General features: G+C 75.8%; 15 protein-coding genes. 10 read left to right on the top strand and 5 right to left on the bottom strand.

What is annotated here, in order from left to right:
• Positions 1-110 precede the first annotated feature (110 nt).
• The 4 genes from EF903_RS03200 to EF903_RS03185 all read right to left on the bottom strand — a co-directional run bounded on the left by EF903_RS03200 (position 111) and on the right by EF903_RS03185 (position 3,989).
• The gene (locus tag EF903_RS03200; protein WP_125541051.1) at positions 111-893 is read right to left on the bottom strand and encodes an ABC transporter ATP-binding protein; all 783 of its coding nucleotides are present in this window, start codon (positions 891-893) and stop codon (positions 111-113) included.
• Between the two features lie 132 nt (positions 894-1,025).
• Positions 1,026-2,312: a HAMP domain-containing sensor histidine kinase gene (locus tag EF903_RS03195; RefSeq protein ID WP_125541050.1), complete on the bottom strand. Its 1,287-nt coding sequence runs from the start codon at positions 2,310-2,312 to the stop codon at positions 1,026-1,028.
• A 5-nt stretch (positions 2,313-2,317) separates the two neighbouring features.
• A complete protein-coding gene (gene cseB / locus EF903_RS03190) occupies positions 2,318-2,995 on the bottom strand; it encodes a two-component system response regulator CseB (protein WP_399420025.1) in 678 nt (225 codons plus the stop codon).
• Positions 2,996-3,314: 319 nt separating this feature from the next.
• A complete protein-coding gene (locus tag EF903_RS03185) occupies positions 3,315-3,989 on the bottom strand; it encodes a triacylglycerol lipase (protein WP_125541048.1) in 675 nt (224 codons plus the stop codon).
• A 171-nt stretch (positions 3,990-4,160) separates the two neighbouring features.
• Here EF903_RS03185 and cutA point away from each other — a divergent pair, with 171 nt between their 5' ends.
• The 8 genes from cutA (at position 4,161) to EF903_RS03145 (ending at position 11,122) form a co-directional block, all read left to right on the top strand.
• Complete coding sequence (gene cutA, locus EF903_RS03180) at positions 4,161-4,496, top strand: divalent-cation tolerance protein CutA (protein WP_125541047.1); 336 nt, start codon at positions 4,161-4,163, stop codon at positions 4,494-4,496.
• 93 nt (positions 4,497-4,589) lie between these two features.
• On the top strand, positions 4,590-5,333 hold the full coding sequence (locus EF903_RS03175) for a beta-phosphoglucomutase family hydrolase (protein WP_125541046.1): 744 nt from the start codon (positions 4,590-4,592) through the stop codon (positions 5,331-5,333).
• Entirely contained in the window at positions 5,330-7,732 is a 2,403-nt protein-coding gene (locus EF903_RS03170) for a glycoside hydrolase family 65 protein (protein ID WP_125541045.1), read from the top strand. Before EF903_RS03175 ends, EF903_RS03170 begins: the two co-directional genes overlap by 4 nt.
• 52 nt (positions 7,733-7,784) lie before the next feature.
• A complete protein-coding gene (locus tag EF903_RS03165; protein ID WP_125541044.1) occupies positions 7,785-8,267 on the top strand; it encodes a GNAT family N-acetyltransferase in 483 nt (160 codons plus the stop codon).
• 79 nt (positions 8,268-8,346) lie between these two features.
• Positions 8,347-8,820, top strand: a complete 474-nt coding sequence (locus EF903_RS03160) for a flavodoxin family protein (protein ID WP_125541043.1) — start codon at positions 8,347-8,349, stop codon at positions 8,818-8,820.
• A gap of 97 nt (positions 8,821-8,917) precedes the next feature.
• The gene (locus tag EF903_RS03155; protein ID WP_260614754.1) at positions 8,918-10,168 is read left to right on the top strand and encodes a M20 family metallopeptidase; all 1,251 of its coding nucleotides are present in this window, start codon (positions 8,918-8,920) and stop codon (positions 10,166-10,168) included.
• A 77-nt stretch (positions 10,169-10,245) separates the two neighbouring features.
• Positions 10,246-10,461: a hypothetical protein gene (locus EF903_RS03150; RefSeq protein ID WP_125541042.1), complete on the top strand. Its 216-nt coding sequence runs from the start codon at positions 10,246-10,248 to the stop codon at positions 10,459-10,461.
• Between the two features lie 142 nt (positions 10,462-10,603).
• Complete coding sequence (locus EF903_RS03145; RefSeq protein ID WP_125541041.1) at positions 10,604-11,122, top strand: DUF4142 domain-containing protein; 519 nt, start codon at positions 10,604-10,606, stop codon at positions 11,120-11,122.
• A gap of 11 nt (positions 11,123-11,133) precedes the next feature.
• Here the strand turns inward: EF903_RS03145 and tsaD are convergent, their stop codons facing one another.
• The gene (gene tsaD / locus EF903_RS03140) at positions 11,134-12,195 is read right to left on the bottom strand and encodes a tRNA (adenosine(37)-N6)-threonylcarbamoyltransferase complex transferase subunit TsaD (protein ID WP_125541056.1); all 1,062 of its coding nucleotides are present in this window, start codon (positions 12,193-12,195) and stop codon (positions 11,134-11,136) included.
• A gap of 80 nt (positions 12,196-12,275) precedes the next feature.
• On the opposite strand from tsaD, the gene EF903_RS03135 reads away from it, so the two are divergent.
• A complete protein-coding gene (locus tag EF903_RS03135; protein ID WP_125541040.1) occupies positions 12,276-13,532 on the top strand; it encodes a cation:proton antiporter in 1,257 nt (418 codons plus the stop codon).
• Positions 13,533-13,651: 119 nt separating this feature from the next.
• Positions 13,652-14,059 carry a YciI family protein gene (locus EF903_RS03130; RefSeq protein ID WP_125541055.1) on the top strand — a complete coding sequence of 136 codons (408 nt, stop codon included), beginning with the start codon at positions 13,652-13,654 and terminating at the stop codon, positions 14,057-14,059.
• Position 14,060 lies beyond the last annotated feature (1 nt).

Genomic DNA, 14,060 nt, shown 5'->3' with positions numbered 1-14,060 from the left:
CCCCGGAGCGGGTCCTCGACCGGATGAAGGCGTTCGACACCGGCTCGCGCACCAGCTGACCGGCCGGCCCCCCGGCCGCCGGCGGGGGCGGCGCCCGGAGGGCCGGCCGGTCAGCTGGTGCGCGAGCCGGTGTCGAACGCCTTCATCCGGTCGAGGACCCGCTCCGGGGTGGGGCGCCTCATCTCGTCGACGAGGCGGCCGTCGCAGAGGAACACCACGCGGTCGGCGTGGCCGGCGGCACCCGGGTCGTGCGTGACCATGACGACGGTCTGGCCCAGGTCGCGCACCGAGTCGCGCAGGAAGCCGAGGACCGCGGCCCCGGACCGGGAGTCGAGGTTGCCGGTGGGCTCGTCGGCGAAGACGATCGCGGGGCGGGAGGCGAGCGCGCGGGCCACGGCGACGCGCTGCTGCTGCCCGCCCGAAAGCTGGGCGGGCCGGTGGCCGAGGCGCCCGGAGAGGCCGACCATGGACACCACCCGGTCCAGCCACTCGCGGTCGGGGCGGCTGCCGGCGATCGCCGAGGGCAGGGTGATGTTCTCCAGGGCGGTCAGCGTCGGCAGCAGGTTGAAGGCCTGGAAGACGAAGCCGATGCGGTCTCGGCGCAGCCGGGTCAGCTCCCGGTCGTCCAGGGTGCCGAGTTCGGTGGTGCCGATGCGGACGGATCCGGAGGTGGGGGTGTCGAGGCCGGCGGCGCAGTGCAGGAGGGTGGACTTGCCGCAGCCGGAGGGGCCCATGACGGCCGTGAACTCGCCCTGCCGGAAGGTGATGCTCACGTCGTCGAGGGCGGTGACGCGGGCGTCGCCGGTGCCGTGGACCTTCGTCAGGCCGGAGGCGGAGGCGGCGGCGTCGCGGGTGGCGGCCGCGGTGTGCGGGGCGAAGGGGTCGGCGGTCACGGGGGGCTCCTCCTCGGGTGCTTGCGTTGCTCTCCGAAGGGTTCCGCGGCCGCGTATCGGCTCCTGGTCGGCGGTGTATCGGTGCGCGCTCCGCTTCGTCGCGGTCGTGCAGCAGCGCCGGCGGGCGGAGGCTCAGGCGGGCAGGCGGAGGGTGGCGACCGCGCCGCCGTCCGGGGCGTTGCCGAAGCGGAGTTCGGCGCCGAGGAGGCGGGCCTGGCCCGCGGCGATGGTCAGGCCGAGGCCGTGGCCGCCGCCGCGCTCCGCGGAGCCGGTGTGGAACCGGCGGGGGCCGTGGAGCAGCAGGTCGGCCGGGAAGCCGGGTCCGTGGTCGCGTACGACGACGGTGCGGTCCGTGACGGTGACCCGGACCGGGGCGGCGCCGTGGCGGTGGGCGTTGGCGACGAGGTTGGCGACGATCCGCTCCAGGCGGCGCGGATCGGTCTCCACGGCGGGCTCCGGTACCGCGGTGTCGGCTCCGGCGTCCCGCCCGGGCCCGGGCCCGCAAGGCGTGACCTCGGTGTCGAGCCCCGTCCGGGCGACGGCCTCGGCGACGACGGCGGCGAGCGGTACCCGGACGCAGACGGGGCGTTCGGCGCCCGCGTCGAGGCGGGAGATCTCCAGGAGGTCCTCGACGAGGCCGCGCAGGTCCCGCACCCGGGCGCGCAGCAGGTCCTCCGTCTCGCCCGGCGGCAGCAGGTCGGCGGCCGCCAGCAGTCCCCCGACGGGGGTGCGCAGCTCGTGGGCGACGTCGGCGGTGAACTGCCGCTCGGTGCGCAGGCGCCGGGCGAGGCTGTCGGCCATGAGGTCGACGGTGGCGGCGATCTCGGCGACCTCGTCCCGCCCCTTGGCGGGCCCGGTCCGTGCGTCGAGGTCGCCGGCGGAGATGCGGGCCGCCGTCGCGGAGACCCGCCGCAGCCGGCGGGCCACGAGCCCCGCCCCGTAGAAGGCGAGGGGCGTGGCGGCGGCGAGCGCGGCGAGGGAGGCCGCCGTCATCGTCGCGTCGAGCCGTCGCAGGGTGTGGAGTTCGCCGCTCATGTTGACCTGGACGGCGAGGACGGGGCTGCCGGGGCCGCCGGTGCGCTGGGCGGCCCACATGCTCGGGCCGACGTTGCCGTCGGTGCGCGGGTCGTAGGCGGTGTGCCGCGCCCCGTCGGCGGGGTCGCGGAGGGAGGCGGGCAGGTCGGGCGGGGCGACCCGGGCGTCTTCCGTGAGGGCTCCCGTGCGCCGGTGGACGTCGGCGGCGGCGTACACGGCGTTGAACGCCCGGGCGCGGGCGCGGTCGTGGATGTCGTGCGCGGTCCACACGTGGACGAGGACCCCGACCGCGGCGGCGACCAGCGCGGCCGTGGCGGCGGCGAGCGCGGCGATCTTCCACCGCAGGGAGGTCCTGCCCGGCCCGGGCCGGCGGTTCGCGGACACCGCGCTCAGCGCCTGAGCTTGTAGCCGAAGCCGCGGACCGTCTCGATGCGGTCCTTGCCGAGCTTGCGGCGCAGCCGCTGCACGCAGAGGTCCACGACGCGGCTGTCGCCGTCCCAGCCGTAGTCCCAGACGTCGCGCAGCAGGGTGTGCCGCTCCAGGACGACGCCGGGGTGGGCGGCGAACTCCAGGAGCAGTCTCAGCTCGGTCGGGGTGAGGGCGACGGGGGCGCCCGCGAGGGTGACCTCCATGCCGGCGGTGTCGATGGCGAGGTCGCCGAAGGCCAGGACGTCCTGCGCGGCCGGCACCGATCCGGGGGCCGGGTCCGCGGAGGCGGGCGTGCCCGCCGGGACGGGCGGGTAGGTCGCGCGCCGCAGGAGGGAGCGGATGCGGGCGACGAGAACGTACGTCTCGACGGGCTTGACGACGTAGTCGTCGGCGCCGGCCTCCAGGCCGGCCACGACGTCGAGCCCGTCGCCGCGCGCCGACATCATCAGGACGGGCACGAGGCTGGTCTCGCGGATGCGGCGGCACAGGCCGATGCCGTCCAGGCCGGGCAGCATCACGTCCAGGACGAGCACGTCGAAGGGGTCGGCGCGGAAGAGTTCGAGCCCGGCGAGGCCGTCGGCGGCGGCCTGCACCCGGTAGCCGTAGCGTTCCAGGGCGAGGGCGAAGGAGCGGCGCATCAGCTCGTCGTCCTCCACCAGCAGCACGCGGACGGCGGGCTCGCGGGCCCCGGCCGGGTCCCCGGCCCGTGCCCCGCCGGGAACGATACGGCAGGTCCCGCGCCGGACCGGCCGTCGGCGGGACCCGCGGGCCGGCGGATGGACGACCGAGCGGTGTCCGATACGCGGCTGATACACGGCCGCGGCCGCCCGGCCGGGCGCGGGGTGCCGCGCGGAGGCGCCGTGCGGTGCCTGCGCGGCCGGACGGTGTCGGGGACGGGCGGCCGGTCGCCCGCGGCCGGCCGGCCGTCGGCGGCCCTCCTTCGGAGTGCGCCGGTCCTCAGCGGACGTGCGCGGCGACCTCCGCGTGGACCGCGGCGTCGCGGTGCAGGTCGGTGTGGCCGAGGCAGGCCGTCGTCCGGTTCTCCGCCCCGTCCAGGGCGACGGTGGAGGCGGGCAGGACGAAGACGTCGCACGGCGAGGCCCATGTCGCGTAGCGGGTCGCGCCGGGCGTCTCGTCCCCGGTGTTGAGCGCCTGGAGGAACGCGGAGCCGGGGCGCATCTCGGTGCAGGCGGGGCCTGCGCACAGGCGGGCGGCGTCGGTGCCGTGGTTGGGGCCGGCGAGGGAGACCCAGGCGTCCACCTTGGCGGTGCCGCCGAGGTTCCTCAGGTAGTGCCGGGAGGAGAGGGACCCCATGGAGTGGGCGACCAGGTCGACGCGGGCGGCTCCCGTCGCGGCGAGGACCCGGTCGACCTCGTCGGCGAGGGCGGCGGCGGTCGCGGCGTTGGACTGGCCGGACGGGTACGTCCACTGGTGGAGCCGGTCGGCCGGCCAGCCCGCGGCCCGGAACCGGCCCGCCATGGTGTCCCATGTCGAGCCGCTGCTGTTCCAGCCGTGGACGAAGACGACCGGATCGGGAGCGTCGGTGGGCGCGGCGGACGCCTGATGCGGGAGGAGGAGGGCGGCGAGGCCCAGGGCGAGGGCGGGCGCGGAGCGCCGGCAGCGGGAGTTCACGGCCCCGGTTGTAGCGGTCCCGCTCCGCCCGCTGCCCCGCTGCGGGCGGCCCGGCCACCCGCACGGCCGACAGGTTCACCCCATGGGGTCATGCCGGGCCGGCGGCAGGCGGCAACGGGGAGGGGCTGCGGGCCGGTTAGGGTCGGGGGAACCCGATCGAGGAGGTTGGAGATGGCGGAGCCGGGCAACCCGGTCGTGCTCGCGCAGACCACGGTGGACGACGAGAGCACCGCGTACGAGCTGGGGCGGGCCGCGGTCGAGGCGCGGCTGGCGGCCGGGGTGGACGTGGAGGCGCGGATGACGTCCTTCTACTGGTGGCAGGGGAAGGTGCGGCACGAGCGCGAGTACCGGCTGACGTTCAAGACGGTGCAGGACCGGGTGGGGGCGCTGGAGGCGTGGGTGCACGGGCGGCACCCGTACGAGGTGCCGCAGTGGATCGTGCTGCCCGTGTCGGAGGCCGCGGAGGCGTACCTGGCGTGGGCGCAGGCGGAGACCCGCGGCGCGTGACGCGCGGCGCGGCGCCCCGAGGACGCGGCGAGGCGCGGTGCCGGACGGCGTGGGTCAGCCCGGATCCGGTGGAGACGGCCTAGCCTCGACGGCATGCTGGGACTTCCCGACCACGTCCGCACGTGCCTGTTCGACCTGGACGGCGTGCTCACCCGGACCGCCAAGGTCCACGCCGCAGCCTGGAAGCAGATGTTCGACGACTACCTGCGCCGGCGGGCCGGGCACGCGGGCTCGTCGTTCGTCGCGTTCGACGCCGTGCGGGACTACGACGAGTACGTGGACGGCCGCCCCCGCGAGGACGGCGTGCGCACCTTCCTCGCCTCCCGCGGCGTCACCCTCCCCGAGGGCGCCGCGGACGACGGCCCCGACCGGGAGACCGTCCACGGGCTGGGCACCCGCAAGAACGAGCTGGTGCTGCGGATGATCCGCGAGCAGGGGGTGGAGGCGTACGAGGGCTCGGTCGCGTACGTGCGCGCCGCCAAGGACGCCGGGCTGCACCGGGCCGTCGTCTCCTCCAGCGCCAACTGCCGCGACGTCCTGGCCGCGGCGGGCATCGCGGACCTGTTCGAGGAGCGCGTGGACGGGCTGACCATCGCCGAGCAGCACCTGCGCGGAAAGCCGGCCGCCGACAGCTACCTGGCCGCGGCCCGCCTGTTCGGGGTGGCACCCGAGGAGGCGGCCGTCTTCGAGGACGCGCTGGCGGGCGTGGCGGCGGGCAGGGCGGGCGGCTTCGGGTTCGTCGTGGGCGTGGACCGCGCCGGGCAGGCGGGCGCGCTGCGCGACCACGGCGCCGATGTCGTGGTGGGCGACCTCTCCGAACTCCTGGACCGCGGATGATCACGCACACGTGCTTCGCCACGGAGCCCTGGCTGCTCCGGGAGACCGCCCTCGACCTGAACGTCCTCGCGCAGAGCGAGTCCGTCTTCGCCCTGTCCAACGGCCACCTCGGCTGGCGCGGAAACCTCGACGAAGGCGAACCGCACGGCCTGCCGGGCTCCTACCTGAACGGCGTGCACGAGACGCACCCCCTCCCCTACGCGGAGGCGGGCTACGGCTATCCGGAGTCCGGGCAGACCGCCATCAACGTCACCGACGGCAAGGTCATCCGGCTCCTCGTCGACGACCACCCCTTCGACCTGCGGTACGGCCGACTCGCCTTCCACGAGCGGGTCCTGGACTTCCGCACGGGGGTGCTCAGCCGCACCGCGGAATGGACCACGCCCTCGGGCCGGACCGTGCGCCTGACCTCCCACCGGCTGGTCTCCCTGGCGCAGCGCGCCGTCGCCGCGATCTCCTACACCGTCGAGGCCGTCGACGGGCCGGCCGGCATCGCCGTGCAGTCCGAGCTCGTCGCCAACGAGCAGCTGCCCGCCGCCTCGGGGGACCCGCGGGTGGCGGCGGTCATCGACTCGCCGCTCGTTCCCGAGGAGCACCACGCGCACGGCACGCGGCTGCGCCTGGTGCACTGCACCGGCAGCAGCCGCCAGCGGGTGGCGGTCGCCGCCGACCACCTGGTGGAGGGTCCCGCGGGGACGAGTTGGGCGGCGGAGAGCGAACCGGACGTGGCCCGGCTGACCGTCACCGCGAACCTGGCGCCGGGCGAGCGGCTGTCGCTGGTCAAGTTCGTCTCGTACGGGTGGTCCGCGCAGCGGTCGCTGCCCGCGCTGCGCGACCAGGTGGAGGGCGGCCTCGCGGCGGCCCGCAGCACCGGCTGGCAGGGCCTGCTGGAAGGGCAGCGGGCCTGCCTGGACGAGTTCTGGGCCGACGGAGACGTCGAGGTGGAGGGGGACGCGCAGGTCCAGCAGGCGGTGCGGTTCGCCCTGTTCCACCTCTTCCAGGCCGCCGCCCGTGCCGAGGAGCGGGCCATTCCGGCGAAGGGGCTCACCGGGACGGGCTACGACGGGCACGCCTTCTGGGACACCGAGTCGTTCGTGCTGCCGGTGCTCACGCACACCGCTCCGGACACCGTGGCGCCCGTCCTGCGGTGGCGGCACACCACGCTGCCGAGTGCGCTTCAGCGGGCCCGCCAACTGGGCCTTGCAGGGGCTGCGTTCCCCTGGCGGACCATCAACGGCGCCGAGTGCTCCGCGTACTGGCCCGCCGGCACGGTCGCCTTCCACGTGAACGCCGCCATCGCGGCGGCCGCCGAACGGTACGTGTTCGCCACGGGCGACCACGGCTTCCACCGCGGCCCCGGCCTCGACCTCCTGGTGCACACGGCGCGGCTGTGGCGCTCCCTGGGCCACTGCGACGCCGACGGCGCCTTCCACATCGACGGCGTCACCGGCCCGGACGAGTACAGCGCCGTGGCCCGCGACAACCTCTACACGAACGTGATGGCCCGGCGGAACCTGCTGGCCGCGGCGGACGCGGTCGCCCTGCACCCGGACCGCGCCGCCGAGCTGGCCGTCGGCGCCGCCGAGGCCGCGGACTGGCGGGACACCGCCGCCCGGATCGCGATCCCGTACAACAGCCGCCTGGGAGTGCACGAGCAGGCCGCCGGTTTCACCGACCAGCAGCCGTGGGACTTCGAGGGCACCGCGCAGGAGCAGTACCCGCTGCTGCTGCACTTCCCCTACTTCGACCTGTACCGCAAGCAGGTCGTCAAGCAGGCCGACCTGGTGCTGGCGATGCTGGCCTGCCCGGACGAGTTCACCGACGGGGAGAAGGCGCGCAACTTCGCCTACTACGAGGCGCTGACCGTCCGGGACTCCTCGCTGTCCGCCTGCTGCCAGGCAGCCCTCGCCGCCGAGACCGGCCACCTGGACCTGGCCTGGGCGTACACCCGGGAGGCGGCGCTGATGGACCTGAACGACCTGGAGCACAACACCCGCGACGGCCTCCACATGGCGTCGCTGGCCGGGACGTGGATCGCTCTTGTGCAGGGCCTGGGCGGACTGCGGCGGCGCTACGGCGCCGCCCCCGCCGTCCCGCCGCGGGGCGGGGGCGGGCCCGGTGACGCGGCGGAGGCGGAGGCGCCCGTGCGGTTCGCGCCGCGCCTGCCGTCGACGCTGACCCGGCTCGCCTTCAACGTCCGCGTCAGGGACCGGCGGCTGCGCGTCGAGATCCGCCGCGACGCGGCACGGTACACGCTGCTGGAGGGGGCGCCGCTGCCGGTGCTGCACCACGGCACGACCACGGTCCTGGACCCGGAGACCCCGGCGGAACTCCCCGTACCGCCCGCACCCGACGCGGTCGAGCCGTCCCAGCCGAAGGGCCGCGCCCCCCTGACGTGACGGCATGGGGGTGCGGTGCCCCCGCGGGGCGGGGCCGCGTACAGTCCTGCCCGTGCCCGAACTGGAACTGCTCCGCGCGGACCACGCCCCCGCGCTCCTGGCCTTCGAGCGGGAGAACCGGTCGTACTTCGCCGCCTGCGTCCCGGACCGGGGTGACGGCTACTTCGCCCGGTTCGACGAGCGGCACCGCGGCCTGCTCGCCGAACAGGCCGCCGGGACCTGCCTGTTCCACGTCCTCGTCGACGCGGGAGGCGAGGTGCTGGGCCGTTTCAACCTGGTCGACGTGGCCGACGGCACGGCCGAGCTCGGCTACCGGGTCGCGGAGCGCGCCGCGGGCCACGGGCTCGCCACCGCCGCCGTCCGCGAACTGTGCGGCCTGGCGGCCGGCAGGTACGGGCTGACGGCCCTGCGGGCCGCCACGACCCTCGACAACGCGGCGTCCCGGGCCGTGCTGGCCCGTACGGGGTTCGTCCCCGCCGGGGAGATCCTCCTCGCCGACCGCCCCGGCCTGGCGTACGTGCGCCCCCTGTCCTGATCCCGCCGCTCCTGCGGTGTCACGTTTCGCGCTGCTGCACGGTCCGTACCGGCAGGAGCGGAAAGGAAGGGATCGCCGGATGAAGACCGTGATCGTGTGCGTCTCCGTGTCGCACGGCAACACCCGCCGGGTCGCCGACACCATCGCCGGGGTGCTCGGCGCACGGGTCGTGTCCCCCGAGGACGCAGACCCGGCCGAACTGGCCGCCGCCGACCTCGTCGGGTTCGGCTCCGGCGTCTTCCACGGCAGGATGCACCGCCGTCTGACCGGGTTCGCGGGCCGGCTGCCCGTCGCCTGCCGGGGCCGGGCGTTCGTGTTCGCGACCAGCGGGCTCCCCGGGTTCCCGCCGGCCCCGTTCACCCGTCCGCTGGTGCGGCTCCTCGAAGGGAAGGGCTTCGAGGTGGAGGGGGCCTTCTCCTGCCGGGCGTTCGACACCTGGGGGCCGTTCCGGCTGGTGGGCGGCATCCGGCGGAACCGGCCGGGCCCGGACGACCTGGCGGCGGCGCGGGCCTTCGCCGAACGGCTCCGCGCCGGACGGCCCGGCGGGGCGTGAGGCGCCGCCCGCGGGCGGCGTGGCGGGGCGGGATGCGGGGCAGGGATGGCAGGCGACCCGTATCCGTGTGCCCGGCACGTTCCGTGAGGAGATTCCGTTGAGCGTCCCCGCCCCCGCGCCCGCGTCCGGAGGGGCCGCCCTGGAGGGCCTCCTCGCCGACGCGCACGCCGCGCTGCCCGACATCGTCGCCCTGCGCAGGCGCATCCACCGCTTCCCCGAGCTGGGCACCCATCTGCCGCGTACGCAGCGGGCCGTCCTGGAGGCGCTGGAAGGGCTCGGGCTGGAGGCGGCGACCGGCACCCGGCTGAGCTCCGTCACCGCCACCCTGGAGGGCGCTCTGCCCGGCCCGGCGGTGCTGCTGCGCGCCGACATGGACGCCCTGCCGCTGGAGGAGGGCACCGGCCTGGAGTTCGCCTCCCGGGTGCCGGGCGCCATGCACGCCTGCGGGCACGACACGCACACCGCGATGCTCGTCGGCGCCGCCCGGCTGCTCGCCGCCCGCCGCGGACTGCTGGCCGGCCGGGTCGTCTTCATGTTCCAGCCGGGCGAGGAGTCCGGCGGCGGCGCCCGCCACATGATCGACGAGGGGGTGCTGGAGACCGCCGGCGGGGCGGGGGTGGCGGCCGCGTTCGCACTGCACGTCACGACCCGCTTCGACAGCGGCACCCTGCACCTGCGGTCCGGCCCCACCTTCGCCGCCTCCGACCGGCTGCACGTGACCGTCCGCGGGCGCGGCGGGCACGCCTCGTCCCCCCACCGGGCGCTCGATCCGGTGCCGGTCGCCTGCGAGATCGTGCAGGCGCTCCAGTCGATGGTGACCCGGACCGTCGACGTCTTCGATCCTGCGGTGGTCACGGTCGCCTCCATCCACGCCGGCACGACGTCGAACGTCATCCCCGAGACGGCCGAGATCCGCGGCACGTTCCGGACGCTCTCCCCCGCCGCCCGGCAGCGGGTCCGCGAGGGCATCCGGAGGGTCGCGCGGCATGTGGCCGCCGCCCACGGGGCCGAGGCCGACGTGGATCTGGAGGAGGGCTACCCGCCCGTCGTGAACGACGCCGAGCGCACGGCCGCCCTGTACGACACGGCGGTCGCGCTGCTCGGCGAGGACCGGGTCGGGCGGCTGCCCGCGCCGTTCATGGGCGCCGAGGACTTCAGCTACATCCTGCGGGAGGTGCCCGGTTCGATGGCGTTCCTGGGGGCCCGCCCGCCCGGGGTCCCGCCGGAGGAGGCCGCGGACCTGCACTCCAACCTCGCCGTGTTCGACGAGGACGCCCTCGCCGCCGGCGCCGCCGTCTACGCGGCCGCGGCGCTGCGGGCAGGGCCGGCGCCCGCCGGGAGCGGGTGAGCGGCCGCCCGGCGGCGGAGCCACCCGTTCGGGTGTTGCGGGGTGCCGCCCGGCCCGGACGGGACCAGGCTGGGGCCATGCCCGCCAGACTGGTCGTCTACCCGCCCGACGAGAACGGCTGGCGCCGGGTGCGGTACGACGGCGTCGCCATCGGGGTGGCCCACCGCCCGGCCGACATCCGCGTCTTCCTCGCCGCGGCCGGCCTGGAGAACGCCGACGACGCCGACCTCACCGACCCCGCGTTCGTGGAGTGGCGCGGCGGCGGCCCCGAGGAGTGGCAGCCCCGCCCGTGACTCCCGGCCGGTGCGCTCCGGCCCCGAAAGCTCCTCCTCCCCCTCGGCGCAGACGCCGCCGCCCGGGCCCGTTTGCCGCCCTGCCTGCGGGTAGGCGGGGGAGACACGCCCGGCGGAGGCCGGTTGCGACTGAGGAGGAGCCATGCGGAGAAGCATTTTCGCGGCATGCGCCTGCACGATCGCCGTGGTCGGGCTCGGCGCGGTCCCGGGCACGTCGTCCGCGGCGGTCAGCGGCCAGGACGTGACGTTCATGAACAGCGCCCACCAGGGCAACATGGCGGAGATCGCGGCGGGCGCGGACGCGCAGCGGCACGGGGGCTCGTCCTGCGTGAAGGAGGTCGGCGCGATGCTCGTGCGCGACCACGAGAAGCTGGACGCGGCGCTGTCCGACCTGGCGGAGAAGGAGGGCGTCACCCTGGCGGCCGGCGTCACGCCTGAGCAGGAGGCCGAGCTGAAGAGCCTGCAGTCGAAGGCGGGCGGCGGCTATGACAAGGCCTGGCTGGCGGCGCAGGAGAACGCCCACAAGAAGACGCTCCTCGTCATCGATGCGGAGATCCGGCGCGGCCAGGACCCGGACGTGCAGGCCGCGGCGCGCGAGGCCCGCCCGGTGGTGTCCGCGCACCTCGACATGGTCCGGGGCGGCCAGTGCCACCACGGCTGAGGGCGGCGGGGTCAGCCGGCCGCCCGGGCGGGGGTGCGGGCGAGCGGGGTGAGGGCGGCGTACTCGAGGGGGGCGGAGGGGTCGATCGAGACGTCGAGCGGGGCCGGTTCGGCCCCGGAGCGCACCAGCAGGCCGCCGACGGCGGCGATCATCGCGCCGTTGTCGGTGCACAGCGTCATCGGGGGGACGCGCAGTTCGACGCCGGCCGAGGCGCACCGCCGCTCGGCCAGGGCGCGCACCCGGGAGTTGGCGGCGACGCCGCCGACCACGACCAGCGTGCGGACGCCGTGCGCCGCGCAGGCGGCCAGGGCCTTGCGGGTGAGCACGTCGGCGACGGCCTCCTGGAGGGCGGCCGCCCCGTCGGCGACGGGCACCCGCACGCCGCGGGCGCGGTGGTCCTCGACCCAGCGGGCGGCGGCCGTCTTCAGCCCGGAGAACGAGAAGGCGTACGGGTCGTCGCCGGGGCGGGTCAGCGGCCGCGGGAAGGCCACGGCCCGCGGATCGCCGTCCCGGGCGGCCCGGTCGACGGCGGGGCCGCCCGGGTAGGGGAGGCCGAGGATGCGGGCGACCTTGTCGAAGCACTCCCCGGCCGCGTCGTCGAGGGTGTCGCCGAGGTGCAGGATCGGCTCGCGGACGAGGTCGCGCACGAGGAGCAGCGTGGTGTGGCCGCCCGAGACGATCAGTACGACGGACGGGCGGGGCAGCGGTCCGTGGACGAGGGTGTCGGCGGCGACGTGCCCGGCGAGGTGGTGGACGCCGTAGAGGGGGACGCCGGCCGCGTACGCCAGGGTCTTGGCTCCGGCGAGGCCCACCTGGAGGGCGCCGGACAGGCCGGGGCCGGTGGTGACGGCCACGGCGTCGATCTGCCCGAGGCGCAGCCCGGCCCGGTCGAGGGCCTCGCGCACCACGGGGTTGAAGGCCTGGAGGTGGGCGCGCGCGGCGATCTCGGGTACGACGCCGCCGAACCGCGCGTGCTCGTCCATGCTGGACGCGACGACGTGCGCCAGCAGCTCGCCGTCGCGCACGATGCCCGCGCCGGTCTCGTCGCACGACGACTCGATCCCCAGTACCACCGGTCCGCCCACCACGGGCCCCTTTCTGCATGTATCTCGCAGTTGCAATATATGTGCAATCCGGTGGGGGGTCCGCAGGGATGACGATCTCCGACGCCGTGTACCTGGCCATGGGGGTCGGCGCGCTCGGCGCGGCCGTGGTGCCGCGGCTCGTCTTCCGGCGGCCGCTGTCCATGCCGATGGTGTTCATGGCGGCGGGCCTGCTGGTGGGACTGCTGCCGCTGCCCGTGCCCGTGGTGGACCCCGTCCGGGACCGGCTGTGGGTGGAGCACGCGACCGAGCTGTGCGTCATCGTCTCCCTCATGGGTGCGGGCCTCGCCCTGAACCGGCCGGTCGGGCTGCGGCGCTGGGCGGGGCCGTGGCGGCTCGTCGGGATCGCCCTGCCGCTGACCGTCGCCGCGGTCTGCGCGGTCGCCGCCCCCCTGCTCGGGTGGCCGCTCGCCGCGGCACTGCTCCTGGCCGCGGTCCTCGCGCCGACCGACCCGGTGCTCGCCGCGGAGGTGCGCGTCGGGGAGCCGACCGACGAGGAGGACGACGAGGACGAGGTGCGGTTCTCGCTGACCGGGGAGGCCGGACTGAACGACGGGCTCGCCTTCCCCTTCGTCCTCGCCGCTCTGGCGCTCGCCTCCGCCGGCGGCGGCGCCGGCTGGATCGGGCGGTGGGTCCTCGTCGACGTGCTCGCCATGACCGCCGTCGGCACGGCGGTCGGCGCGGTGACGGGGCGGCTGCTGGGGTTGATGTTCTTCCGGGCGCGGCCGTCGGCGCTGCGGCTCTCCGAGCACATGGAGGGCTTCGTCGCGCTCGGGGCCACCTTCGTGGCGTACGGGGCGGCCGAGCTGCTCCACGGCTACGGCTTCCTCGCCGTCTTCGTCACCGCCTGCACGATCCGGGCCGCGGAGCGCAGCCACGGCTACCACAAGGTGCTGCACGAGTTCACCGAGCAGGTCGAGCGGCTGCTGACCGTCTTCCTGCTGTTCCTCCTCGGCGGCTACCTGGCGGCCTCGGGCCTGCCCGACCTGACCTGGCAGGGTGCCCTCGTCGCCGGGCTGCTCGTCCTGGCCGTCCGGCCCCTCGCCGGCTGGGCGAGCCTGTGGGGGCACGGGGCCGGGCCGCGGGAGCGCCTCACGGCGTCGTTCTTCGGCATCCGCGGCATCGGCTCGCTGTTCTACCTCGCCTACGCCCTGGGGCAGACCACGCGCTTCGACGCGCTGGCTCCGCAGCTGTGGTCCGTGGTCGCCTTCACCGTGCTGCTGTCCGTCCTCCTGCACGGCGCGGCCGCCACGCCCGTCATCCGCCGCCTGGACCGGCTCCGCCGGGACTCCGCCGCTCCCCCGTGACGGCGGCAGCCGGCGCACCCGGAAAGAAGATCCGGCGGAGATGTCGAGAAACCGCGTCCTGCTCCGTCCCCGGTACGAACGCGGCCACAATGGGCCGCACGAGCACCCAGGAGAACACGATGGCCAAGTACCTGCTGCTGAAGCACTACCGAGGCGCACCCGCCGCCGTCAACGACGTGCCGATGGACCAGTGGACCCCCGAGGAGGTCTCGGCGCACATCCGGTACATGAACGACTTCGCGGCCCGGCTGGAGGAGACCGGCGAGTTCGTCGACGGCCAGGCCCTCGCCCCCGAGGGGGCCTGGGTCCGCTACGGCGGCGAGGGCCGCCCGCCCGTCACCGACGGGCCGTTCGCCGAGACCAAGGACCTCATCGCAGGCTGGATGATCATCGATGTGGACGGCTACGACCGCGCCGTCGAACTGGCCGGCGAGCTGTCGGCCGCCCCCGGGGCGGGCGGCAGGCCGATCCACGAGTGGCTGGAGGTCCGCCCGTTCCTGACCGCGAAGCCCACCGCCACGGAGTGAC

Source organism: Streptomyces sp. WAC05292 (assembly GCF_003949955.1).
GTDB classification, from domain to species: Bacteria; Actinomycetota; Actinomycetes; order Streptomycetales; family Streptomycetaceae; genus Streptomyces; species Streptomyces globosus.
The sequence above is the reverse complement of the archived record's forward strand: the minus strand, read 5'-3'. Positions and strand labels throughout refer to the sequence as shown.

What these genes read in the sequence shown, in the direction of transcription:
- EF903_RS03170 (WP_125541045.1), top strand. Translation starts at nt 5,330, where the DNA reads ATGATCACGCACACGTGCTTCGCCACGGAGCCCTGGCTGCTCCGGGAG.
- EF903_RS03145 (WP_125541041.1), top strand. Translation starts at nt 10,604, where the DNA reads ATGCGGAGAAGCATTTTCGCGGCATGCGCCTGCACGATCGCCGTGGTC.
- EF903_RS03175 (WP_125541046.1), top strand. Translation starts at nt 4,590, where the DNA reads ATGCTGGGACTTCCCGACCACGTCCGCACGTGCCTGTTCGACCTGGAC.
- EF903_RS03135 (WP_125541040.1), top strand. Translation starts at nt 12,276, where the DNA reads ATGACGATCTCCGACGCCGTGTACCTGGCCATGGGGGTCGGCGCGCTC.
- EF903_RS03150 (WP_125541042.1), top strand. Translation starts at nt 10,246, where the DNA reads ATGCCCGCCAGACTGGTCGTCTACCCGCCCGACGAGAACGGCTGGCGC.
- EF903_RS03160 (WP_125541043.1), top strand. Translation starts at nt 8,347, where the DNA reads ATGAAGACCGTGATCGTGTGCGTCTCCGTGTCGCACGGCAACACCCGC.
- cseB (WP_399420025.1), bottom strand. Translation starts at nt 2,995, where the DNA reads ATGCGCCGCTCCTTCGCCCTCGCCCTGGAACGCTACGGCTACCGGGTG.
- cutA (WP_125541047.1), top strand. Translation starts at nt 4,161, where the DNA reads ATGGCGGAGCCGGGCAACCCGGTCGTGCTCGCGCAGACCACGGTGGAC.
- EF903_RS03130 (WP_125541055.1), top strand. Translation starts at nt 13,652, where the DNA reads ATGGCCAAGTACCTGCTGCTGAAGCACTACCGAGGCGCACCCGCCGCC.